Origin of the sequence: Duncaniella sp. B8, assembly GCF_005304985.1 — a bacterium.
In the GTDB taxonomy this organism is placed as follows: Bacteria; Bacteroidota; Bacteroidia; order Bacteroidales; family Muribaculaceae; genus Duncaniella; species Duncaniella muris.
Map to the genome: position 1 here is coordinate 1,545,280 of NZ_CP040121.1, position 22,987 is coordinate 1,568,266.

The following is a 22,987-nucleotide window of genomic DNA, read 5'->3' on the forward strand; positions in this document are numbered from 1 at the left end:
ATTTCTTGCAATGGAAAAAGTAATTTTTGCTATGTACTTATTAAACATATCGTCCGGAAAATAGTTCACCGCAAAGGCGAATTTTATTCGGACGGCAATATTTTTTACTCTCAGGTGGCGTAATGACATGAAAAAAGCTGTCTCCCGACAGCTTTAATTCTTTTATAAACCAATCATTATCACATTTCTTGCAATGGAAAAAGTAATTTTGCTATGTACTTATTAAACACCACGTCCGCAGAATGGTTCACTGCAAATCAAAAAAATTTTTATTTATTTCTAATTTTTTTGACAACCTCCCTAAAAATCGCTAATTTAGCAATCTGAAAAATTTTGCCGGACCGCATATTATTAACTCATTTTAGCACACCTGTGCACCGATAAGGCACACCACCGGCCTTAACTTTGCATCATAAACAATTAGACCATAGAAATAAAAAGACATGGAAAAGAAAAAGACCACCATCAAGGCCCCGAAGGACAAAGAGCTTGACCCGATGAAAGCAAAGCTCAACGCCCTCAACCAGGCACTTGGAAATATAGAGAAAAACTACGGTCGCGGGGCCATCATGAAACTCGGCGATGAAAATATTGAAGACGTGGAAGTGATTCCCACCGGATCCATAGGCCTGAACTACGCTCTCGGCGTAGGAGGCTACCCCCGAGGACGAATCATCGAAATCTTCGGCCCGGAATCATCCGGTAAGACAACCCTTGCCATCCACGCCATAGCTGAAGCACAGAAAGCAGGAGGCATAGCCGCGATAATCGATGCCGAACACGCCTTTGACCGTTTCTACGCCGAAAAACTCGGAGTGGACGTCAACAACCTCTTCATGGCTCAGCCCGACAACGGCGAGCAGGCCCTCGAAATAGCCGAGCAGCTGATCCGCTCTTCGGCAATTGACATCCTCGTGATCGACTCTGTGGCCGCGCTGACCCCCAAAAGCGAAATCGACGGCGACATGGGCGACAAGAACGTGGGCGTACAGGCCCGCCTCATGTCACAGGCCATGAGAAAGCTGACCGGCACAATCTCCCGCACCAACACCACCTGCATCTTCATCAACCAGCTGCGCGAGAAGATCGGCGTGATGTTCGGTCCGTCAGAGACAACCACCGGCGGCAACGCCCTCAAATTTTACGCCTCTGTCCGAATCGACATCCGTCCGAGCACAGCTATCAAAGACGGTGACGATGTGCTCGGCAAACTCACCAAGGTCAAGGTTGTAAAAAACAAGGTTGCGCCTCCTTTCAAGCGCGCTGAATTCGACATCATGTTCGGCGAAGGCATCTCGCGCAGCGGCGAGATCATCGACCTCGGCGTAGAGCTCGGCATCATCAAGAAAAGCGGCTCCTGGTTCTCTTACAATGACACCAAGATAGCCCAGGGACGCGATGCAGCCAAGCGAGTGATCCGCGACAATCCCGAACTCGCCGATGAACTTGAAAACCTCATCATGGAAGCCCTCAAAGAAAAGGGCGGAGCCACTTCCGGCAAAAAGAGCCCGAAGCCTGCCGAAAAGAAAGCAGCCTCAAAAGCCTCGGATGATGAAGACGAGCCCAGCGCCGATGACATCAACTCAATAGCCGACGGCCTCTTTGACGACGAAGATCTGCCCGACGACTTCTCAATCGAAGAAGACATCTAAGAGAAACACACACATACCGACTTGAAAAAGCGCGGATGCTTTCCAAAAATAGAGAGCATCCGCGCTTTTTTATGTCCCGCCACCCCCTGAAAGAAGAGCCGGGAAATAGGATCTGTCAATAAATCTCTTTGGCTATGCGGCGAACCGATTCGGAAGCCATCAGAGTGTAGAAATGGATACTGGGCACACCGTGGGCTATAAGATCGCGGCACTGGCCGATACACCACTCTATGCCTACTTCTCTGACTTCGGCATCATCCTTGCACTTGCGCAGCTCTGAGGCAAAGGCCTCAGGGATATCCGAGCGGAACACACGTGGCAACACATTGAGCTGGTTGGCGAAAACCACAGGCTTGATGCCGGGCACGATGGGCACCGTGATACCGGCCTTGCGGCAGCGCTCCACGAAGTCAAAATACTTGCTGTTGTCAAAAAACATCTGTGTCACCAGATAGTCCGCACCGCCATCCACCTTCTGCTTGGCATAGTAGAGATCCGAGTCCATGTTAGGGGCCTCCTCATGCTTCTCCGGATAGCAGGCCATGCCATAGCTGAACGGAGTGGCATTCGGCTCGAAGGTCTCCCCGTCGGCGTAGATTCCACGGTTGAAATCATTGACCTGAGCCTGCAGGTCTGTGGCGTGACGGTTGATTTTTGTCGGATCATCAGACTTCTCAGGGCCCTTTATGTCGCCGCGGAGCAGCAGAAGATCGTGAACACCGAGGAAATTAAGGTCGATAAGCGCATATTCTGTCTCATCGCGGGTGAAACCCTTGCAGATGATATGCGGCACGGCAGTGATGCCATACTTGTTCTGTATAGCCGATGCGATAGCCACCGATCCAGGGCGCTTGCGCATCTTCTGGGGGCGGAAACTTCCGTCAGGCATCTCCTTGAAAATCATCTCACTGTGGTGCGATGTTATATTGATATACTTCGGATCGAAATCGCGGAGTTTGTCTATGATATTGTAGACCTTCTCGATACTGTTGCCCTTCAGCGGAGGCAATATCTCAAACGAGAAAGCCGTACGGCCCGGATTGGCCTGAAGATGATCTATTACTCTCATACTTTTTCTGATATACTTGATCTTTTTTATTGTACTATACTCATATATCTGTGCGCGTTCCTCTGACGTCTGATCTTTTACCGGCCTCCTACCGCCGCGCCCATTTTCCAAGCCCGAACAGACCGCGGCGGAAACGGGCTTTGTTGGCCTTTGCCTTCTCCAGACCGAAGTCTATAGCCCGGTCGAAATAATCTATCGCAAGCTTTATATTCTCATCCGTGCCGCGCCCGAAGCCATAAGCCACGCCCAGCGCGTTGAGCACCATAGCGTCAAGCGGCTCCCAGACATCAGCAAGATATCTCTCGGCCTCAGCCAGATAGCGATAGGCCTGACAATCGTCCTGCGAGGTTCCGAGACCATCCTGAAGCAGTATGCCGAGCTCTGCCGCAGCCTGCCATGAAGTCCGCTCGTCACAGTCGGCGTTTTCATGCGCCATTGACAGCCAGCGGTAGGCCTGCGAATAATCACACGGCAGGCTCCCGCGCCCCTCGAAATAAAAATTACCTATCTGGAACTGGGCCATCGGATGGCCGTCGCGGGCGGCTATGAGATAATATTCGAAAGCCTTGTCAGTATCCTCGTCCACACCATATCCGCGTCCGTAGCAAGTGCCCACATTGTAGGCCGACTTCTGATCGCCGAGTTCCACCGCCTTGCGGTAATATTCGAAAGCATGCGGAGCATCGTCATACTCGTCTTCAAGCCACTTGCCGTAGTCGTTACACACCAGCGCATCGCCCGTCTCGGCAAGCATCTCCATGTGCTCCTCGAAGACTTCTGTCTCCATTCCGGCAAGCCCAGACTCATAGATGGTACGGTAATTTCCGAACCCCGACCCCAAACCGGCTTCGAACGACTGCTGATAGTAATCGGCCGCTATCGGATAGGCATAGCGCTTATACTCCTCCGCCGAAGCAAATTTTTCGGCCTCTTCGGGGCAGATAAGCATATAATCGCCCCAGAACATCACATTGCCTATCATATAGAGACAGAACGCATCGCCGGCCTCGGCCTGTGAAAGTATCTCCTCATAGGCCTCAAAGAGCGAACCGAAAGGCATCTCCCCGGCCACATCCTGAGAAAGTTTGCCATTGCGCAGCGCACACAGCACCGCAGAGGCGCTGCCGAGCCTGACAGCCTTTTTCAGCAGATCAGAAGCCAGATCCTCGTCAACCGGGAAACCCGCTCCGCTCCACACATAGCTCTCGCCCAAATGGCAGCGTGCAAAGTAGCACATAGCGTCAGCATCTCCGGCCTCGGATGCCTTGCGCAGCATCTCGAAACCCTCGCGCATCTGCCGCGGGCTATGGCTGAGCCAGATCTTCTGGATAGCCCTCGCTACTTCGGTTGAATATCGTCCGTTCATTGGAGTATATGATTGTCAGTCTATAATATTTGCACTTCAGTAAAGGTATTCTATAATGAATGTAGTCGCTTTTGAAAAGCTGCATCTCGACAAAATTACGAAATTCCCTCCGAAACCACAGCATCCACACCCCGATCATGCCTGATTGTAACCGAATTTTCACAGCTGTAACCACATTGAAACATCGCCACGCCTCGGAATATTTCTTGCCATCCTGAACCGGAGATTCAGATAAGCCGCTTGGCAAGGGAGAAGAGACGCAGGCGTATGAGAGTTTTGACAAGCCATTCTCCTGCCGAAGAACTGCGGTGGGCCGCGAAACTCCTGCGCACCATCTCGCGCCGTAGAGCGCCACGCGCCTTGCCCGTGTCGGAACTACGCAGAAAGCGCAGTATCAGCGCCATATACTGCGGATAGACAAAGCGGTCCACATCGCGGCCAAGGGCCGCATCAAAGCGTGAGAGGAGATACCGGTGGAAACTTTCGTAATTGTCCACAGCCTCCATATCGGCCCGTGATGTCTCCGAGCCCTGACGATGGACATAATGATAGGCAGCCTTGTCAGCCATCCTCACCGACCGGCATCCTTCAAGATAGCGGAAATTGAAGCTGACATCCTCCAGCAGCCTGATCTCAGGGAAACGCAGTCGCGCCTCTCTGATAAGCTTCATGGAATATAGTTTACCGACCGGGGGATTGAATGCGCCGCCGGCAAGAGCCTGAAGAAACTCTCGGTTGTCACTGAATGAAGTGAACTCCGTGTCACACAGCCGCTGAGTCTCCATCCGGCCGTCAGGATAGTGATGGACAAGCGCTGTCACTGCAAGATCTCCGCCGACCGCAAGCAGGCTGCCGAGATAATCGCGGTCAACATAATCGTCGGAATCCACAAAGCACACCAGTTCCGACTCCGGCGAGCAATGGTCAAGGCCGAAATTGCGGGCCGATGCCGGGCCGCCGTTCTCCTTGGCAAGAAGTCTGATTCGCCGGTCGAAAAAGCGGCGCAATGTGGAGACGGAACCGTCCTTGGAACCATCGTCAACCAGCAGCAGTTCGAAATTCTCATAGTCCTGCCTCAGCAGGCTGTCCACACAGCGTCCGAGCGTCGCCGCACAGTTATAGACCGGGACAATTACTGATATCAGAGGAGAGGCCGTCATAGAGATGCAGGTTTAGATGTTGTTTAAAAACAACATCTAAAGGTAAATCAGTTTATACAGACGCTCGTAGAGCCGCCACCAGTGGAAACGACCGCAAAAATCAAAGAAAAAAGGGACATACGGCCTATAGGACGAAGGCAGAAGCCGCTGCCGTATCTTATCATAGCAGCCATATCTGTCATCAGCCGAAAGTGACGGCTGCGCCGACAGCCGGTCAGCCGTGATCGCCGCCAGCAGGCCGTCAAGACAGTAGACCTCCATCTTTTTTCTCACTGACAGGTTCTCAAATCCTTTCGACATAATTATTTCCCAGAAACGCTCAAGACCTGCAAGACGGACTGAAGCCGGGGCCGACATGGCCAATGAGGAATTGTCGGCGCTGCGGACATAGAAATAACCGGGATTCAGGCTGACATGACAATTTCTGACATGACGGAGATAGGAAAAGCAAAAAATTCCATCCTCTCCGAAAGTGATGTCACTTTCAAAACGCAGACAGTCCGAGTCGAGACTTTCACGGCGAAAAAGTTTGCCCCACACAAAGCCTAAGGCATCGGCTCTGAAAGCCGCCATAAGAGCCGGTAGGGCGCAATTGCCATTCCGGTCGGTCAGAAGTTCTCCGGCCAGCACATTGACAGCCCTCGGACTTTCACCCGGATTTACCACGGAATAGGCCGAAATGGCAAAGTCAGTGTCTTCACACCCGCTGATCAGTCTCTCCAGATAGTCAGGTGCCACATAATCATCGGAATCCACAAAGGTAAGCCACGTGCCGCGGGCGGTATCTATCCCGCAGTTGCGGGCAGCGGAAACTCCGCCATGTCCCGGAGTAAGCAGCCTGACCCTATTGTCATCGGCAGCATAGGCACTGACAATCCCGGCCGATCGGTCAGAACTGCCGTCATCCACGGCTATCAGCTCGAAATCGCCGAAGCTCTGGGCGAGCAGACTGTCAATGCAGCGCCGCAGAGAGGCTTCTGCATTATATACAGGTATAATTATGGATATTGCAGGTGATTGTGGCATCAGAAATCAGGTAAGAGAGATGTTCAGAGCCTGTCAAGATAGATGACGGCTTCAGGACCAAGATTGAAAATCAGATCGAGCACCGAAAGTCCGGAGATAAAACCCAGCTTGTCGGCACGGATCTGCCAGTACTGCGGCAGCACGATCTCACGGTCGGCGGGACCGGCCTCACAGACTGTCAGCGGAGCAGATTCCGCATCTGTGGCGGCAGGAAGTTCAAGAGTTTTTCTTATCCATGAATCCCAGGCGCCGGCAAGATCCCTGAGCAGGGGATAGCGCCCGCAGACTCCGTCGGTAAGCATAGGGAGCAGACGGTCTATATAGAATTCAAAATACGGAGTGCGCCCATAGGCGCTTTCTAGCGCCACACGGTGCACGTCCCACCACTGGCCATGATCCGAAATGCGGATCTCATCCCAGCGGCAATGCGAAGACTGAGGCTTGGCTATCGGAACCGTCAGTTCCAGACGTCCGCGGGTATCGGCTATGGCAAAACGGTGACTGTCCTTGAACCGCTTGTCGAATCGGCGGCTCCAGTCAAAACGCGCCTCCCCGCCCAACGCCGCGATGCGGGCATAGACCTCCGCCGGAGCACACAGCATCGGCGGAAGCAACAGCACGGTGACAGCTCTTCCGGCCTCACTCATATTTCGGTTTGTCAGGGTTGGCGTTCATGAAAATGCGGTCCCAACGGATGCCGCCGTTGAAGAGCGAGCGGTCTTTGTCAAAGGAGATCAGCACTCGCTCCGGCCGGCCTACTATATGGTCCTCAGGCACCAGCCCCCAGAAACGCGAGTCGAGCGAATTGTCGCGGTTATCGCCCATCATGAAATAATAGTCCATCTTGAACGTATAGCTGTCTTGCGGCTCACCGCCTATATAGAGCTTGCCGTCACGGAACTCGGCATCAGAATTGCCCTCATAGACACGGATCACACGCCCGTAGATGTCCCAGGCCCGCGGACCCATCTTGAGAGCAGCACCCTTGCGCGGAATCCAGATCTCGCCATAGTCGGCCGGAGTCCAGCCCTGGCTCACAGCCTCAGGGAAAAGAGGTTCGGGGGAGAATGAAGGCACCTTCATCACCTTGGCCACAGCCGGATCTAATTCAAGAGTCTTGACCATAGCGGGTGTCAGAGGAGAGATGTAGACCGGAGGCACAGTGCCGTCAGGGTTGACAGTGAATCCAAGTATCTGAAGACCTGAGATATCGTCAGGAGTAATATTGACCGAGTGACGGTCATCGGAGGCAATGCCGAGTTCATCCCACTTCGCCTCTGTCATAGCACCCTGGCGGAGCTGGAAGTAATGGTTGAACTGAACGTTTTCAGGCTGCTCGACAGGCTCTCCGTTGATATGGATCACGCCGTCTACAATCTTAAGCCACTCACCGGGCAGGCCTACAGCGCGCTTCACATAATTCTCACGGCGGTCAACCGGACGATAGACAACCTCGCCGAAAGTCTGTGGATTACGGAGAATGTTCTCACGTCCGTAAGCCCGCACCAGCGAATAATAGTCGGGATTGGTGACTTTAGTGGCCACTGTGTCACCGGCAGGGAAGTTGAACACCACAATGTCGCCCCGCTCCACCTGTCCGAGCCCTTTGAGGCGGTGGTAGGTCCACTGCGGAGTCTCCAGATAAGACTTGGTGTTGATGATCGGAAACGTGTTCTGCACCAGCGGGAAGTGGACCGGAGTCATCGGCACCCTTGGTCCGTAGGCCATCTTGTTGACCCACAGATAATCGCCTACAAGCAACGATTTTTCAAGCGATGACGAGGGTATCTGATAATTCTGCCCTATGAAGGTGAATACAAAGTAGACAAGAATAAGTGCGTAGACAATGGCATCCACCCAACTCATCACAGCCCTCACGGCAGCGCTTTTCGATTTCTTCCACCAGGTCAGAGGTATATATCCTGTTATGTAGATGTCAAAAAGAAGAAACCAGAACAGAGCCACCCACCAGTTGCCGAGCCATGCCACCCAAAGGAAAAAGATCAGCGAGACGATGGCAAAGCGCACCCAGCGTGAAGTGCGGTTGTCGGCCACACGGCGCCGGAAATCCTCAGCGAAACTTCCGCTTCCGGCAGTCTTGTCGTTATTTGTTGTCATATATTCAGTTTTAAGGAGAGATTCTTATTAAAGGAGATCCTGCATCATTTCATCAATCGAGAAAATGCCCTTCTTTCCCGCAATCCATTCGGCGGCCATCACGGCTCCAAGGGCGAATCCGTCGCGGCTCTTGGCGCGGTGCGTGATCTCGATAGTGTCAACCGGCGAGTCCCACTCGATGATGTGGGTGCCGGGCACCTCGCCTTCACGCAGACTCAGCACCGGAAGAGCACCATCTGCTATCATGGGCTTCGGTTCAAGACCGGCGGCGATCTGCGCCGGAGTCAGAGAAGCGTTCGAGCTGTCTACGCTGACCATTCCCTCGTCGGCCCAGGAACTGACGCGGTCATTCTCGGCTATGATACCCTCGGCGAGAGTGATGGCCGTGCCTGACGGATGGTCGAGTTTATGGACATGATGAGTCTCATACATATGAGGCTTATATTGTGGAAGATGGCTCATCAGACGGGCCAATTTGCGGTTGACAATATTAAATACATTGACCCCGATGCTGAAATTGCTTGAAGCCAGGAGAGCGCCACCTACTTCGCTTACGCGCTTCTCAACCTCATCGCGGCGGGCGGCCCAGCCGGTTGATCCGCAGACCACCGGCACTCCGGCTGCGGCAGCGCGCATCACATTGTCAGGCGCGGTCGAAGGGGTTGTGAACTCGATGGCAGCCTCAGCCGAAGCAAAGGCCTCGCCGTCAATATCTGCATTATTATCAACGTCAATTATTGCGACAATCTCATGGCCGCGTTCACGGGCGATGCGCTCGATGGCGTGACCCATCTTCCCGTAACCTATAAGGGCTATTTTCATAAATCTGTAATTCTTCTGAAGCGTGGAATCAGTGGCCCGCTGCGGGCCATAGATGTTGCAAATTTACACAAATTCTCCAATTTCAGCAATTTTCTTTCCAGGTCGGCATACAAAAACCGCTCAGAGCCATCCACAGCGGAAAACCCAGACTCGGATGACCCCGTCGGCCAATCTCTTTAGGGGTCAAAAATAAAATATTTTCAGGGGTCAAACCGACCTTGGCTCAGGGCGTCATCCGAGTCTGGGTTTTTCAACATAGGCCGCGACCGCCACGGCAAGACCGCCACCGTGACCGTAGAAAAGATCCGCGATTTCCTCTTCGCCATACTCCACGGAAAGACAGAAGTCTGCACCATGTCAGGCTCATTCAACATCTCAGACATCACCGGCAGATAATCCCACCGCCACACACATATATATAAGACAGATAGACCAAAGAGAGACAGAAGCGCCCCACAAAGCATCTGTCTCTCTTGATTTTATACCTGTTCCCGCATCATTAGGGCTCTATCAATGTACCCATTCATCATAAGCACCCATGAGAAATTTTTTGCGCCACTTTTTCCACTCCCGTCTATATGTTTTCCATTCAGCCTCATCTTCCCACATCCATTTGGCATCTTTCACCCCAAGAAAACGCTCATTCATAAATATGGATGCAGGAACAAAACGAAAAAACCGATCCCCGCAAAATTTTTCTCTTATCTCATCTTGGAGGCAACAACTGTCAGGACTGATTTCCATTAGAAAGAGTCCGTCATCAATTATTTTATACTTCTTTTTTTCCATTGTCCAATAGTCATGCCACCACGAATTATCATCTTTAAAATAACGGTCAATTATTAATGTATCACCCTCTACTTTGTAGATTCCGCCCATTGAATAACCATAGTTTCCGTCCTTAAATAAAACACCTCCAGTTTCAATGACCGCATCCATAAACTCACCGGACAGCAACTCTTCAGATACGCCTCTCAACCAGAAATAAATATTCGAAACAGCTCCGTCATCCCAAAGTCTGAAACCGTCTCCCTCCAGATAATTTGCACAATCTACATCAAAAAGGAGATAATAGCCGGATGTTTTCAAAAGTCCTGTCTCATTTGGCTTAAATCCTGAACTGAATAAGGCTCCCTGTCGGCTCCTGTCAAATTTGATCTCAGGCCCTTTAACTATCACACAGGCCGAACAGATAAACAACAGTAATATATTGACGATTAATTTATAACGTTTCATAGCCATCCCTATTTATTTCTAATTTCTTCTGATTTTTTATATATCTTCCACTCCGATCCTGATTCCCACATCCACTTTTTATTCTTGATGCTTTGTTTCGATGGAAAAGACAAAGACGAGAACATCGCTATGCGCCGATAGAGCTTACGGACTTTACAAATACGGTTAATTTCATTTTCAGTCGGCAAAGTCTCCACTGTATTCTCATCAATAATGATATATTCTTCTTTGCTCAGTTCCCATATTTTATACATCGGATTGTAGTAAATGTCTGTAAGCAGCTTTTCTCCTTTCACAAAGTAAATACCCTCACTGCCGAATGTCAGAAAATGTGCATCAATCAATTTCTCCATATTTTCCGAAGTCGCATCTTTAAGACATAAAAAATCCAAACTCAAAAAAGCCGATTCAATACATCCATCCTCAAAGAGTATAAAACCTCCACCTTTCAAAAATTTTGAACAGGATTCATCATATAATAAATAAAGGCCGGTGTTAAGAGTCCCGTCCGGATCAGCAGCATAGTGCGTAGTGAATAATGCTCTCTGATCCGCCTTTTTAAACTCTTTGTGAGGAAACAACATCACACATCCGGGAACAGATATCCCAATCAAGATAAATATCAAAAATCTAATGCTTTTCATGTCTTACTTTATTTATTACCATAAGCTATAAGGAGAATCCAGAGTAAACATAGAGTGCTGAAATGTTAAGTTCCTACAAAACTAAGTCATTTTATTTTAATTTCAAAACAAACAGTCGCAAAATGTTTATAATCATAACATTTACAACTTAGACAAATAAAATATTTAATTAACCGTCTTCTGTCCTTAAGTCTATTAATAAAGGAGATAATTATTTCTTGGGAATGGTGGTGCGAAAAGTCATGATTTTTGCTTAATTTTGCCGTGAGGTTGAAGAGTCTGCCGAGTGAACTTACTCGGTTTACAGACGTTACTCTTCTGACGGACCACGCCAAAGGCTTGTCCGCTCCTCTTTGACAACAGAATCATCAATTTATGAAAAAGGCAATCTATATCGGAGAGCTGTCGCTCAACGTGGCTCTGAGCCCGGATGGCTCAGCTCAGACAGGAGTGGGCGACTGGGCCGTGAACGCGGCGATGCTTGACGGACGCATGGAGCTCCCGACTCTCTGCGTCGGAGAGGCCGCTGCCGGAACTGTCGGCGACCATATAGTCAGAACGCTTGAAGAAGCCCGTGTCGACGTGACATCCGTTGACCGCTTCACCGAAGGTGTAAGCCCGGTCAGAATATTCTCCGATGGTGCCGACAGCCGGAAAGTGGACCACAGCCGCTTCCCCGCAGAACCGGTCAATGCCGTCTGGCCGAGAATAGATGAAGGCGACATAGTGGTCTACGGATCATACATGGCCCTCGAAGACCGCAACCATGCCCGGCTGCTCGAACTCCTGCGCCATGCCAAGGCCCGCAAAGCCTTCCTTATATATCTGCCATATTTCGAAGCCCATCAGGTGCCGAGAATCACACGGGTGATGCCGTCGGTGTTCGACTGCCTTGAACTGGCCGACCTCATAGTGGCCCGCGATGCCGACATCCGCGCAATCTTCGAAGGCAAAGAAACCGAAGCCATCTTCAAGGACCACATACTTTTCTACTGCCCGCGTTTCCTCCACATGGACCCCGTGGCAAAGAAACTCCGCTTCTTTGACGGCAACCGCTCATGGAGCCTGCTCTGCCACCCGACTGACAACACAGAACTGCAGTGGACCGCAGGAGCTCTCGCAGGCACCGTCAGAGCGCTCACAGAAGGCATGCGCGATCCTGACGAGATAATGAACCTCGCCAACGAGACAGCCCACAGCGAACTCGCTTCAGAGATCAACCATCCATGCTCACGCTGACCGAAACCACTCAAAACATCATCAACCATCCCCACACCCACCAAAGAGCCGACAGATGAAAGCCATATCCTTAGAGCCGGTATTCGCACAGACTACCACCGATATAGCCTCTCTCAGAAATTTGCTGAGACGCAACCGCTCAATGTCGGAAGTCCGCCATGCGATCGGCGACGCAGACTTCAACACAGCCTATGACTTTCTGCGCTCCACAGCTATGGAGATGGTTGAGAAAGGGGAGATCGACCGTGCCATCCACGGAGTCTGCGAAATTGACGAGCTGATCAGCCGCAACGGTGAGGAAGAACGCAATCTGCTCAACATCCACGCCGCCCTGATGCAGATTCTCACCGCTCTCTATATCGAGAAAGCCGACAGCGAGGCCGCCATGACCACCGCCGCATCGGCCCTCTCGCTTCTGGCCCAGGAACCGAAGCGCAAAGACGAGCCATTTCTAGCCATACTCGGCGCGCTGCTCTATGACATAGCCTATCTCCACACCGAACGCAAGGAGTACAAGCAGGCCGAGCGCGAACTGGCCAAATCGCTCAAAATCTTCGAGCGCCTGGCCAAGAACGATCCGGCCCGTTATGCCTCGCCTCACGTAATGGCCCTCAACGCCGCTACAGCCACCTACCGCAACCGCGTCAGCCAGGCCGAACTCCTGGCCCACTACCAGGCCGTAACCTCTACCTATCTGCAAATGGTCAGTGCCGGAGTGGAAGTGGAGGAAGCCACAAGCCGCCTGATCGACTCGATAACAGCCGAGGGCGACACACTCGTGCAGATGGGACGCCACCGCGAAGCCGTGCAGTACTACACCCGCGCGCTGAAATATCTGACCAAGATCGAACCTCAGTTCACCCTGCGGCACCTGCGCCTGTCAATAGCCCTCGGTGAATCCATGCTCCGCATAAGCGCCATGAAGGACAAGGGCATCCACCTGCTCAACACCATGCTCCATAAAGCCACAAAGATCAACGCCACCGACGAGCACCGCCGCATTGTCGACAGACTCTACAATGCCAAAAGCTCATCGCTCGACATACTCGGCCTCTGGCACAAGGTTTTCCCGAAATAAAAAGCCCGGAGACTGAAATTAAAACCAATCAAAACAAGGAACTTCACAATGTCACAGCACACCCCTACCAGCTCACTCCCCCGAATCAAAGACTTCAGAATAGCGATAGCAGTAGCCGAATGGAACGGCCACATCACCGGAGCCCTCCGCGACGGCGCTCTTGACACTCTGCGCAGCTACGGAATGCCCGAAAAAGACGTGACAGTGGTCAGCGTACCCGGAGCCGTAGAACTGACATTCGCAGCCTCTAAGCTCATCGAAACCGGATCATATGACGCCATCATAATCATTGGATGCGTGATAAAGGGCGACACTCCCCACTTCGACTACGTATGCCAGAGCGTGACCCAGGGCATGACCTCGCTCAACGCCGACTGTGACATCCCGGTGATTTTCGGAGTGCTCACCGTCAACGAAGAGCAGCAGGCTCTTGACCGCGCAGGCGGCTCGCTCGGCAACAAGGGTGCCGAAGCAGCCGAGACAGCAATCAAGATGGTAGCTCTCAACCGCCATATCGACGAGCTTTAAGCCCTCCGCCCTCCCGTTGGCTCAACGCCACCTCCTCATTCCTATATTCTCTCACCTCCCCGCCTCTCCACCGCAAACCCCTGAATGGAACGCCTGATGCAATACGTGTGGCAGCACCGTCTGTTGGAAACAACGGACATGGTCACTGTGGACGGGCGTAAAGTCACAGTCATAGACCCCGGTCGGCTCAACACCGATGCGGGGCCTGACTTTTTCAATGCCAAAATAAAACTTGGCGAAGCCATGTGGGCCGGTGACATCGAGATCCATGTCAGAGCAAGTGACTGGCACCGCCACCGCCACGACGGCGACCGCGCATATGACTCCGTGGTGCTCCATGTGGTCGACCGTGACGACACCGCCGTCAGACGCCACAACGGAGAGATAATTCCGCAGATGGTGATGAAATGCGAGCCGGAATTCCATATCCGCTATCATGAGCTGGTTGACCGCGCCGACATAGACCTGCCCTGTGCCGAGGAAATAAAGACCCTCGACTCGCTCCGCCTCACAGACTGGCTGACATCACTTGCCTATGAGCGCATATATTCCAAGGCCGCACACATTGAGGAACTCCTCGCCCGTTACACCGGTGACTGGGAACAGACCTGCTACGTGATCCTCGCCCGCGCCCTCGGATTCAGCACCAATTCCGAACCGATGGAGCGGCTGGCAATGTCACTGCCTCTGCATTTCCTGCGCAAGCACAGCGACTCGCAGCTGACTATGGAAGCCCTGTTTTTCGGCCAGGGAGGCTTCCTCGACAACGCTCCAAAAACCGATCCATATGTAGAAGAACTGATCAGGGAGCACAAATTCTTCGCCCATAAATTCTCTCTGCGCCCCCTTCAGCCTTTAGGCTGGAAAATGGCCCGTATGCGCCCCCACAATTTCCCCCACCGCCGCATAGCCCTTCTTGCGCAGCTCGTAGCCTCCGATTTCAGGCTCGTCAGAAAAATAACCAGTACCGAAAGTATCGACTCCCTGCGCGAACTCTTCCGCCAGCCGCTCACAGGCTACTGGGCCTGCCATTTCACTTTCGGGCCAGGCAGCGAACGCAACTTCGACACCCTCAGCCGGAACTCGGCCGACATTCTTATTATCAACGTGGCCATCCCGCTCCTGATGGCCTATGGCAACATGCACGGCGATGAAGAGATGACCCGTCGGGCAGTTGAATGGCTTCAGGAACTTCCGCCGGAAAGCAATTCGATTGTGACTCTTTTCTCAAACGCAGGCATCGGCTGCAAGGATGCCTTCACATCTCAGGCTCTCATCCAGCTGCGCCGCCGCTACTGCGAAGAGCGCAAATGTCTTTACTGCCGTCTCGGCCACAGTCTGCTTGCCAGACACGCCCGCCGCCGCTGAAAGACCTTCTCCGGCCCCGCGATTTGTTTCGCAGAAAATATCGCAAAGAAAAAGCCACGGAAACACCCCTAAAATCGACGCAAAGGCAGATAACGGAAGATTGCGTAGATCGCGGCCACAAGAGCGATAGAACCGCCCACAAAACCGATGTCGGCCATCATTCCGTGGTCACAGACAATGCCGCCTACAAAAGCGCCTCCGCCAATGCCGAGATTGAAGATTCCGGAGTAGAGACTCATGGCCACTGCCGAGTTGTGGGGCGCAAGCACTATGATCTCGTTCTGGAAAGCGATATTGTAGATCGTCATGGCAAGTCCCCACAGAATGCAGAGCAGCGCGAGCAGGCTCACCGACAGCGAGGCTACCGGGAGCAGAAGCAGAAGCATCACCGGAAGACCGATGCAGGCCATGCTGATGATCCGGCGCGGATAGCGGAAAAAATAACGGGTCATGACAGCGCTGCCGAGCAGACCGGCTATGCCGAAAAGAGCAAGTGTAAGAGTGATGGCCCTGGCTTGCATGTGGACAATACGGTCCATGAACGGCTCGACGTAGCTGTAGCCCGTGTAGTGTCCGGTCACAATCACGGCCGTGATGAAATAGACCATCAGCAGCGGGCGACTGGTGATCACATCGCGGAGCATGTCGCGCCGCGATTCGCCCTCTCCGCTGCGGGGCAGTGTGGGGAAGAAACGGAAAAGCCCTATAAGGATCAGTCCCGCCAGAAGACCGAGTGCGCCGAACGTGACACGCCATCCGGCAAGAAGACCGAGCATACGGCCGAGGGGCAGACCGGCTATAAGAGCGATGCCGCCGCCGGCTACAAGCGCACTCAAGGCTGTAGACCGCTTGCCGTCGGGGGTGACCGCAACTGCCATCGGCGGAGCTATGGACCAGAAAAGCGAATGGGCGCAGGCCACTCCGATACGCGATGCGAGGAGTGTCCAGTAACCCGTGGCGAGTACCGATCCGATGTGGCTGACAAAAAAGACTCCGACTATTATCAGCAGCAGTTTACGGAAATCCATGCGCGCACACCAGAGCATCAGCGGCAGAGAAAGCAGGGCTACAACCCAGGCATAGATAGAAATCAGCAGGCCGGCACGGGCTTCGCTGACTCCGAAGTCAGCGGCTATGTCGCTGAGAAGTCCGATAGGGGTTATCTCGGAGGTGTTGAATGTGAATCCCGCAACCGTGAGCAGGATCAAGGGCATCCATTTCATAAAACAATCTTTAAACTATTGAGAACCAATATAATGCACCATTTCACTGACATTTTGGCCTGCAAAATTAGCTAAAATCCCTTAGCTGACAAATTTTTATTGCTACTTTTGCAGACCCAACGCAGTTAACAGAAATCTGCATGACAGTAATTTATTTCACCGCCACCGGCAATTCGCTTGCCGTGGCCAGGCATATTGGCGGACGCTGCATAAGCGCCGTGACACTCCTGCGGCAAGCCGGCTCCGTCGAGCTCAGCGACCCTGAAGGGATAGGTCTTGTGATGCCTGTCTATTTCGGGCAGATACCCGCTGTGGTCACTCAGCTGATGCGCCGCCTCAGCCTACGGGCGCCATATCTCTTCGCCGTTCTGACCTACGGTGAGCTTGCCGGACGCGCGGCCACTCACATGTGCCGCTTAGGGAAGGAGACAGGCATCATATTCGACTACATCCGCACTATAAAGATGGTCGACAACAATTTCATAATCGTCAGTGTCAGCCGTCAGGTCAGAGACTGCGGACGCAAAAAAATCTCCGTCTGCATGGATGCGATAGCAGGGGAGATCAGGGAGCGGAAATGCTTTGTTGAGAAACCCGGAGTGGTTAGCAGGCTGATCGGAATTATTGAAGAACGGATGCCGCAGGGCCCGAAATTCGACAGCGGATTCAGCGTCGAGGCTGACAAGTGTAACGGCTGCGGAACCTGCGTCAAGGTTTGTCCGAATGCCAACGTGCAACTCGCCGGCGGCCATCCGCAATGGCAGGGCGACTGCCTGAAATGCACCGCCTGTTACCACAACTGTCCGCAGGGTGCCGTCAGATACCGCAATGAGCGCAGCCGCTACTGCTTCAGGAATCCGGCCGTCACGCTGCAGGATATAATCCATGCCAACAACCGGACCCGCTGAAACGGATCGGCACAGAACTTGTTAAATCACCCTCTGAAAAGAGGGATCAGTATCTAAAAAATTTAGTCTGCTCAGTATGGCTTATGCGGCCATGCAGATCAGACTAATTTTTTAGTTTCGGAATAATGACAATGAGGAGACGGTTCAAACGGAAGCAGCCAGGATTGCTACAGGAGCGCTACAGGATCGCTCCGGAATCACGACCAAGACCGCTATTTCAGACGGCTTAGAAATCCGGCCGGAATGCGGGAAAGAATATCGGAAAGCAGCCCTGCGGCACGGCGCAGATCGCCCTTGTCTTCCGACTTCTCGCAGATGCTTTTGACTTCGATCAGCGCCAGTGACAAAGCCCCGAATGTGGTCAGAAAAGGAAACTCAGGTATGGCCACAGAGCCGGAGTCACGGAGCAGGATAAAGGCGGCGATGGCCATGAAATCGACAAGCGAGAGAGCCATCAGAGCGAGATAGTAGCGCAGCAGTTTGTCGACGGAGCGGCGCAGCCCCCAGGAAGTACATTTCTCTCCTCTGGAGCGAGATTTCCGAAGGCCGCTGACAAGGTCGGCAATGACGGCGATGAAGACCCCAGAGTATTCCACACTCAGCAGAAGAAGGATCGGAAAGATACGTGTGAGATTCATGTCTGTTTCTTTGCAATTGGTTCTTGATAATGAAAATTTCATTGCAAAGATAAGGCCCCGCCACGGCCTTTAAGTGCGATGATGCGGGAAGGGCTGACAATAACTCACTCCTCGGCATGGAGGGCTCCGAAAACAATCGAAGCCTTGGCCGGACCGACCACTTCGGCAATGGCATCGAGGTCGGCTTCGCGCAGACGTCTGACGCTCTTGAAATGGGTCAGCAGTGCCGTGCGGGTTTTCTCTCCGACTCCCTTTATTCCGTCAAGTTCCGAGACAGCCTGCGACTTGCTGCGGCGGTCGCGGTGGTGGGTTATTCCGAAGCGGTGGGCCTCGTCGCGCAGGTGCTGTACCACCCGCAGAGTCTCGCTGTTTTTGTCGATATAGAGCGGAATGCTGTCACCCGGAAAATAGATTTCCTCAAGGCGCTTCGCAATGCCGACCACAGCTATTTTGCCCCTCAGCCCCATCTCGTCAAGAGCCTCCACAGCTGCCGACAGCTGACCTTTGCCACCGTCAACCACGATGAGCTGCGGCAACTCCCGTCCCTCGTTGACAAGGCGTGTGTAGCGCCTGGTCAGCACCTCTTTCATGGAGGCGAAATCGTCAGGTCCGACCACCGTCTTTATGTTGAAATGACGATAGTCCTTTTTGCTCGGACGCGCATCTTTGAAGACCACACATGAGGCCACGGGATTCGTGCCCTGGATGTTCGAATTGTCAAAACACTCTATGTGGCGCGGCAGTTCCGAGAGATGAAAATCAGACTGCATCCGCTTCAGAATCCTGTCGGCTCTCGTCTCCGGATTCCGTTTCTCCATTGTCTTGATCTTGTCCACCCGATGCTGGCGCGCGTTCTTCTGCGAGACCTCCAGCAGTTTGGCTTTGTCGCCGCGCTGAGGCATTATGAAGCGTACATCGGGCATCTCCACATCCGGCATTTCCGCCACTATCACATCGTCGAATTTCACTCCGAGACTCTCTGAAATTTCAGACATGGCATAGCCCAGAAGCTGCGCTTTCGACTCGTCAAGACGGCGCTTGAATTCGAGCGTGACCGACTTGACAACGGCACCGTGGCGCACGTGCATATAGTTAATGTAGACATCGCTGTCTTCATCGTCTATACCAAACACGTCAATGTCCTCGATGGTCTGCGAGACTATGACACTCTTGGCCTGATAGCGTCTGATCAGATCATACTGTTCCTTGAGTTCCTGAGCTTCTTCAAAACGCATTTCAAGCGAGAGTTTCTCCATTTCTCCCCGCAGATACGTCAGGAGTTCCCCGATGTCGCCACGCAGAATAGTGCGCACCTTTTCAATATCACGGCCATATTCCTCGGCCGACACAAGCCCCGTGCAGCACCCCTTGCAACGCTTGAGATGATAGTCGAGACAGAGACGGCCCTTGCCGGCCCGAACCCAGTCGAGAGTCATCGGCTGACGGCACGAACGGATGGAATAGAGCTTTCTGAGAAGATCAAGAGTGGCGCGCGCGCTGCCCGTGTCGGTATATGGGCCGTAGTATTTCGACCCGTCCTTTATGCGCTGGCGCGTCATGAAAACCCTCGGATAAGGCTCGTTTGTCACCACTATCCAGGGATAGGATTTGTCATCCTTCAGCAACACATTGTAGCGCGGCTGATACTCCTTGATCATCGAGGCTTCAAGGTTGAGCGCATCCTGCTCCGTAGGCACAACTATATAGCTCATGTCAGTGATGGCGCGCACCAGCAGATTGGTGCGGAGACTGTCATGCGTACGGTTGAAGTAAGAGCTTACACGCCGTTTGAGGTTTTTAGCCTTACCTACATAAATCACCGTACCCTCGGCGTCATAATACATATAGACGCCGGGGGTATCGGGAAGAATTGATATTTTTTCGGTCAGAGAGGCCGATTTCTTATGTTTGGCCAATGATATCGAAGGTATTTATCAAAGGTTGTTTAATATGTGATCAGCGAAGTCACTTCAGCATCGGCCGGAAGCACCGCACGTCCGTTGAGCGCCGAAAGCTCGATGATGAAGTTAATGTAAATCTTCTTAGGATTCATAGATTTTACAAGCTCGTAGGCGGCAGCCATTGTTCCGCCGGTGGCAAGCACATCGTCATGAAGCACCACGATGTCATCAGGAGTGATCGCATCGCGGTGGATCTCGATCACATCCTTTCCATACTCCTTGTCATATGAAGCCTGGATTGTATCGGCAGGAAGTTTGCCGGGCTTGCGGACGGGCACAAAGCCTGCTCCGAGTTCGAATGCGAGGATCGAACCGCCGATGAAGCCGCGTGACTCGATGCCTACAACTTTAGTAACACCTTTGTCGCGGTAAAGTTGGGAAAGGTCCCAGCCGATGATATGCAGACCGCGTGGATCTTTGAAAAGTGTGGTGAGATCCTTAAAAACTATACCCTTCTTAGGGAAGTCATAGACGTCGCGGATGCGCTGTTTCAGATATTCCATGATGTATTTGAATTTAGATTTATGATTCTTTTTAGTAAAATTGTTCCACGTGAAACAATGATTTTTCATCGTCCCATGAGCAACAGCAGTATGTTTATATCAGCCGGAGAGATGCCAGGAATGCGTGATGCCTGGGCTATGGTTTCGGGGTTGATGCGTTCGAGTTTCTGCCTGGCTTCAGTAGAGAGTGCGGTGAGCGACGCATAGTCGATCTTGCCGCGGATAGTCAGGTTCTCCAGCCGGCGGAGCTTGTCGGCTATCTGCTGCTCGCGCTGTATGTAGCCCTGATATTTCATCAGAATTTCGGCTGCCTCTATGATCTCCTGACGTCGCGCTTCTTCTATATTTTCTTTTATGAATTCGGCAAACGGCCCGATGCCTTTGGCAAGAATTTCAACCGTCAGGCCGGGGCGCAGAATCAGGTCATGGAGTTTCACGCCCTGCTTCAACGGCTGCTCTCCGATGCTTTCAAGATAGGGATTGATCAGCGATGCTTTCACTGAAAATTCACGGCAGAATTCAATGAGCGAGTCGCGCTGACGGCGTTTGCTTTCCATTTCATTGAAGCGGTAGTCGGTGGCGAGTCCTATGGCATGACCGCGCGGTGTGAGACGCATGTCGGCATCGTCCTGACGCAGAAGTATGCGGTATTCAGCGCGCGAGGTAAACATGCGGTAAGGCTCATCGACGCCCTTGGTGACGAGATCATCGATCAGCACTCCTATATAAGCTTCATCGCGCGCGAGGGTAAACGGCTCGGCTCCTTTGACCTTGAGAGCGGCATTGATTCCCGCTATCAGCCCCTGTCCGGCGGCTTCCTCATAACCGGTGGTACCGTTGACCTGACCGGCGAAATAGAGGCCGCTGACGAGCTTCGTCTCAAGTGTGTGATAGAGCTGCGTAGGGTCAAAAAAGTCATATTCGATAGCATAGCCGGGGCGGAAAATATGCACGTTGCGCAGAGCCGGAACTGTTTCCAGCGCCCGGATCTGGACATCGATCGGCAGCGATGACGAGAAGCCGTTAAGGTAATATTCGTTGGTCACCTCGCCTTCAGGTTCAAGGAAAAGCTGATGTTCGTCTTTGTCGGCAAAGGTTACGATTTTGGTTTCTATACTGGGGCAGTAACGCGGTCCGATGCTCTGGATCTGTCCGTTGTAGAGGGGAGAGAACGGCAGTCCTTCCCGAAGAATTCTGTGGGTTTCGGTATTGGTGTAGACCGTGTGGCATGGACGCTGACGTAGCTTGCGGTGAATGTTCGGCAGATAGCTGAACTTGTGGAAATCATTGTCACCGTCCTGGAGATTGGTCTGACTCCAGTCAACCGACCGGCCGTCGATACGCACTGGAGTTCCGGTCTTCATGCGGTCAGTAGTGAAGCCCAGTTCGCGCAATTGCTCGGTAAGACCATGCGAAGCCGGCTCTGAAACACGTCCTCCCGGCAGTTTCACCGGCCCGGTGTGCATCAGTCCATTCAGGAATGTGCCTGCGGTCAGCACCACGCATCTGGCCTTGAAAGTCACGCCGAGGCAGGTTGTCACGCCCGTCACACGTCCGTCCTCAATCAGCAGGCCGTTGGCCGAATCCTGCCAGATAGAGAGATTCGAGGTATTTTCAAGGATATTTCTCCACAGGCGCGAAAATTCCATACGGTCGCTCTGTGAGCGCGGGCTCCATACGGCCGGACCTTTGGAGCGGTTGAGCATACGAAACTGTATGGCACTCTCGTCGGTGACAACACCCATCATGCCTCCGAGAGCGTCTATTTCCCTAACTATCTGCCCCTTGGCAATTCCACCTACAGCAGGATTGCAGCTCATCTGGGCAATTTTGTTCATGTCAATAGTCATCAGCAGAGTCGACACACCAAGACGCGCGGCCGCATGAGCAGCCTCGCATCCGGCATGACCGGCGCCGATGACAATGACGTCATAGTCGAAGTTCATTTATGATTTTATTTCGTCAAGCAATACAAGTGCTTGGTTTTCAAAATTTTCCATTATCTCACGCTCACCCGGTCCCTTGTCGTTGATGCCACAGAGATGCAAGACTCCGTGGATGATTACTCTCAGAAGCTCACGCTGATAAGTGGCTCCCACGAGTTCGGAGTTCGAAAGCACCGTATCAAGGGAAATAAACATGTCGCCTGACACCATTCGCCCGCGCGAATAGTCAAAGGTGATGATATCGGTAAAATAGTCGTGATTCAGAAACCGGCGGTTGACCTCTATGATCTTCTGGTCATCGCAGAATATATAGGTGAGAGGCCCGACGATACGGTTGTGTGTTTTGGCCACCGCCGCTATCCACTTTTCCAAAAGCGGGGCGTCGATGTCAGGCATAAGGGTCACGCCGTCGGTCAGCCACTCAATTTTGTTCATGTTACAAAGTTAAGTATTTTTTCTATCTCGGTCAAATTTTATTTGACTCAATCGTCGAAAAGCCAAA

20 protein-coding genes and 1 pseudogene are annotated in these 22,987 nt (G+C 52.5%); 6 read left to right on the forward strand and 15 right to left on the reverse strand.

Annotated elements, in window-relative coordinates:
• Positions 1-497 precede the first annotated feature (497 nt).
• A pseudogene (recA, locus tag FDZ78_RS06765) lies at positions 498-1,481 on the forward strand (recombinase RecA); the annotation flags it as partial.
• 286 nt (positions 1,482-1,767) lie between these two features.
• On the opposite strand, the gene metF reads toward recA, so the two are convergent.
• From metF to FDZ78_RS06810, 9 genes are all read right to left on the reverse strand, one after another.
• Positions 1,768-2,721: a methylenetetrahydrofolate reductase [NAD(P)H] gene (gene metF / locus FDZ78_RS06770; RefSeq protein ID WP_107032051.1), complete on the reverse strand. Its 954-nt coding sequence runs from the start codon at positions 2,719-2,721 to the stop codon at positions 1,768-1,770.
• Positions 2,722-2,809: 88 nt separating this feature from the next.
• A complete protein-coding gene (locus FDZ78_RS06775; RefSeq protein WP_136408282.1) occupies positions 2,810-4,087 on the reverse strand; it encodes a tetratricopeptide repeat protein in 1,278 nt (425 codons plus the stop codon).
• Between the two features lie 227 nt (positions 4,088-4,314).
• The gene (locus FDZ78_RS06780) at positions 4,315-5,247 is read right to left on the reverse strand and encodes a glycosyltransferase family 2 protein (RefSeq protein WP_136408283.1); all 933 of its coding nucleotides are present in this window, start codon (positions 5,245-5,247) and stop codon (positions 4,315-4,317) included.
• Positions 5,248-5,283: 36 nt separating this feature from the next.
• Positions 5,284-6,273, reverse strand: a complete 990-nt coding sequence (locus FDZ78_RS06785) for a glycosyltransferase (protein WP_136408284.1) — start codon at positions 6,271-6,273, stop codon at positions 5,284-5,286.
• A 23-nt stretch (positions 6,274-6,296) separates the two neighbouring features.
• Positions 6,297-6,920 carry a WbqC family protein gene (locus FDZ78_RS06790; RefSeq protein ID WP_136408285.1) on the reverse strand — a complete coding sequence of 208 codons (624 nt, stop codon included), beginning with the start codon at positions 6,918-6,920 and terminating at the stop codon, positions 6,297-6,299.
• Complete coding sequence (lepB, locus tag FDZ78_RS06795) at positions 6,913-8,391, reverse strand: signal peptidase I (protein WP_136408286.1); 1,479 nt, start codon at positions 8,389-8,391, stop codon at positions 6,913-6,915. Before lepB ends, FDZ78_RS06790 begins: the two co-directional genes overlap by 8 nt.
• A gap of 27 nt (positions 8,392-8,418) precedes the next feature.
• Positions 8,419-9,213: a 4-hydroxy-tetrahydrodipicolinate reductase gene (locus FDZ78_RS06800; protein ID WP_136408287.1), complete on the reverse strand. Its 795-nt coding sequence runs from the start codon at positions 9,211-9,213 to the stop codon at positions 8,419-8,421.
• Positions 9,214-9,723: 510 nt separating this feature from the next.
• Positions 9,724-10,449: a hypothetical protein gene (locus tag FDZ78_RS06805; protein ID WP_124075734.1), complete on the reverse strand. Its 726-nt coding sequence runs from the start codon at positions 10,447-10,449 to the stop codon at positions 9,724-9,726.
• Between the two features lie 8 nt (positions 10,450-10,457).
• Positions 10,458-11,093 carry a hypothetical protein gene (locus FDZ78_RS06810; RefSeq protein ID WP_124075735.1) on the reverse strand — a complete coding sequence of 212 codons (636 nt, stop codon included), beginning with the start codon at positions 11,091-11,093 and terminating at the stop codon, positions 10,458-10,460.
• Positions 11,094-11,468: 375 nt separating this feature from the next.
• Between FDZ78_RS06810 and FDZ78_RS06815 the strand changes: the two genes are divergently transcribed.
• The 4 genes from FDZ78_RS06815 to FDZ78_RS06830 all read left to right on the forward strand — a co-directional run bounded on the left by FDZ78_RS06815 (position 11,469) and on the right by FDZ78_RS06830 (position 15,306).
• Positions 11,469-12,332 (forward strand): hypothetical protein, encoded by an 864-nt coding sequence (locus FDZ78_RS06815; protein ID WP_136408288.1) that lies wholly within the window; start codon positions 11,469-11,471, stop codon positions 12,330-12,332.
• Between the two features lie 55 nt (positions 12,333-12,387).
• A complete protein-coding gene (locus FDZ78_RS06820; protein ID WP_136408289.1) occupies positions 12,388-13,410 on the forward strand; it encodes a hypothetical protein in 1,023 nt (340 codons plus the stop codon).
• 48 nt (positions 13,411-13,458) lie between these two features.
• Positions 13,459-13,938 carry a 6,7-dimethyl-8-ribityllumazine synthase gene (gene ribH / locus FDZ78_RS06825; RefSeq protein ID WP_136408290.1) on the forward strand — a complete coding sequence of 160 codons (480 nt, stop codon included), beginning with the start codon at positions 13,459-13,461 and terminating at the stop codon, positions 13,936-13,938.
• Positions 13,939-14,022: 84 nt separating this feature from the next.
• Complete coding sequence (locus FDZ78_RS06830) at positions 14,023-15,306, forward strand: DUF2851 family protein (RefSeq protein ID WP_107032036.1); 1,284 nt, start codon at positions 14,023-14,025, stop codon at positions 15,304-15,306.
• A 68-nt stretch (positions 15,307-15,374) separates the two neighbouring features.
• Here the strand turns inward: FDZ78_RS06830 and FDZ78_RS06835 are convergent, their stop codons facing one another.
• Positions 15,375-16,529 carry an MFS transporter gene (locus tag FDZ78_RS06835; RefSeq protein WP_107032035.1) on the reverse strand — a complete coding sequence of 385 codons (1,155 nt, stop codon included), beginning with the start codon at positions 16,527-16,529 and terminating at the stop codon, positions 15,375-15,377.
• 140 nt (positions 16,530-16,669) lie between these two features.
• On the opposite strand from FDZ78_RS06835, the gene FDZ78_RS06840 reads away from it, so the two are divergent.
• Positions 16,670-17,437 carry an EFR1 family ferrodoxin gene (locus tag FDZ78_RS06840; RefSeq protein ID WP_123398739.1) on the forward strand — a complete coding sequence of 256 codons (768 nt, stop codon included), beginning with the start codon at positions 16,670-16,672 and terminating at the stop codon, positions 17,435-17,437.
• 212 nt (positions 17,438-17,649) lie between these two features.
• Here FDZ78_RS06840 and FDZ78_RS06845 read toward each other — a convergent pair whose 3' ends face one another.
• The 5 genes from FDZ78_RS06845 to ybeY all read right to left on the reverse strand — a co-directional run bounded on the left by FDZ78_RS06845 (position 17,650) and on the right by ybeY (position 22,920).
• Positions 17,650-18,075 carry a hypothetical protein gene (locus tag FDZ78_RS06845; protein WP_107032033.1) on the reverse strand — a complete coding sequence of 142 codons (426 nt, stop codon included), beginning with the start codon at positions 18,073-18,075 and terminating at the stop codon, positions 17,650-17,652.
• A gap of 104 nt (positions 18,076-18,179) precedes the next feature.
• On the reverse strand, positions 18,180-19,991 hold the full coding sequence (gene uvrC, locus FDZ78_RS06850; protein WP_124075736.1) for an excinuclease ABC subunit UvrC: 1,812 nt from the start codon (positions 19,989-19,991) through the stop codon (positions 18,180-18,182).
• Positions 19,992-20,020: 29 nt separating this feature from the next.
• A complete protein-coding gene (locus FDZ78_RS06855; RefSeq protein WP_107032031.1) occupies positions 20,021-20,539 on the reverse strand; it encodes an adenine phosphoribosyltransferase in 519 nt (172 codons plus the stop codon).
• Positions 20,540-20,604: 65 nt separating this feature from the next.
• Positions 20,605-22,485: a tRNA uridine-5-carboxymethylaminomethyl(34) synthesis enzyme MnmG gene (gene mnmG / locus FDZ78_RS06860; protein ID WP_136408291.1), complete on the reverse strand. Its 1,881-nt coding sequence runs from the start codon at positions 22,483-22,485 to the stop codon at positions 20,605-20,607.
• Positions 22,486-22,920: an rRNA maturation RNase YbeY gene (gene ybeY, locus FDZ78_RS06865; protein WP_136408292.1), complete on the reverse strand. Its 435-nt coding sequence runs from the start codon at positions 22,918-22,920 to the stop codon at positions 22,486-22,488.
• Between the last annotated feature and the right edge of the window lie 67 nt (positions 22,921-22,987).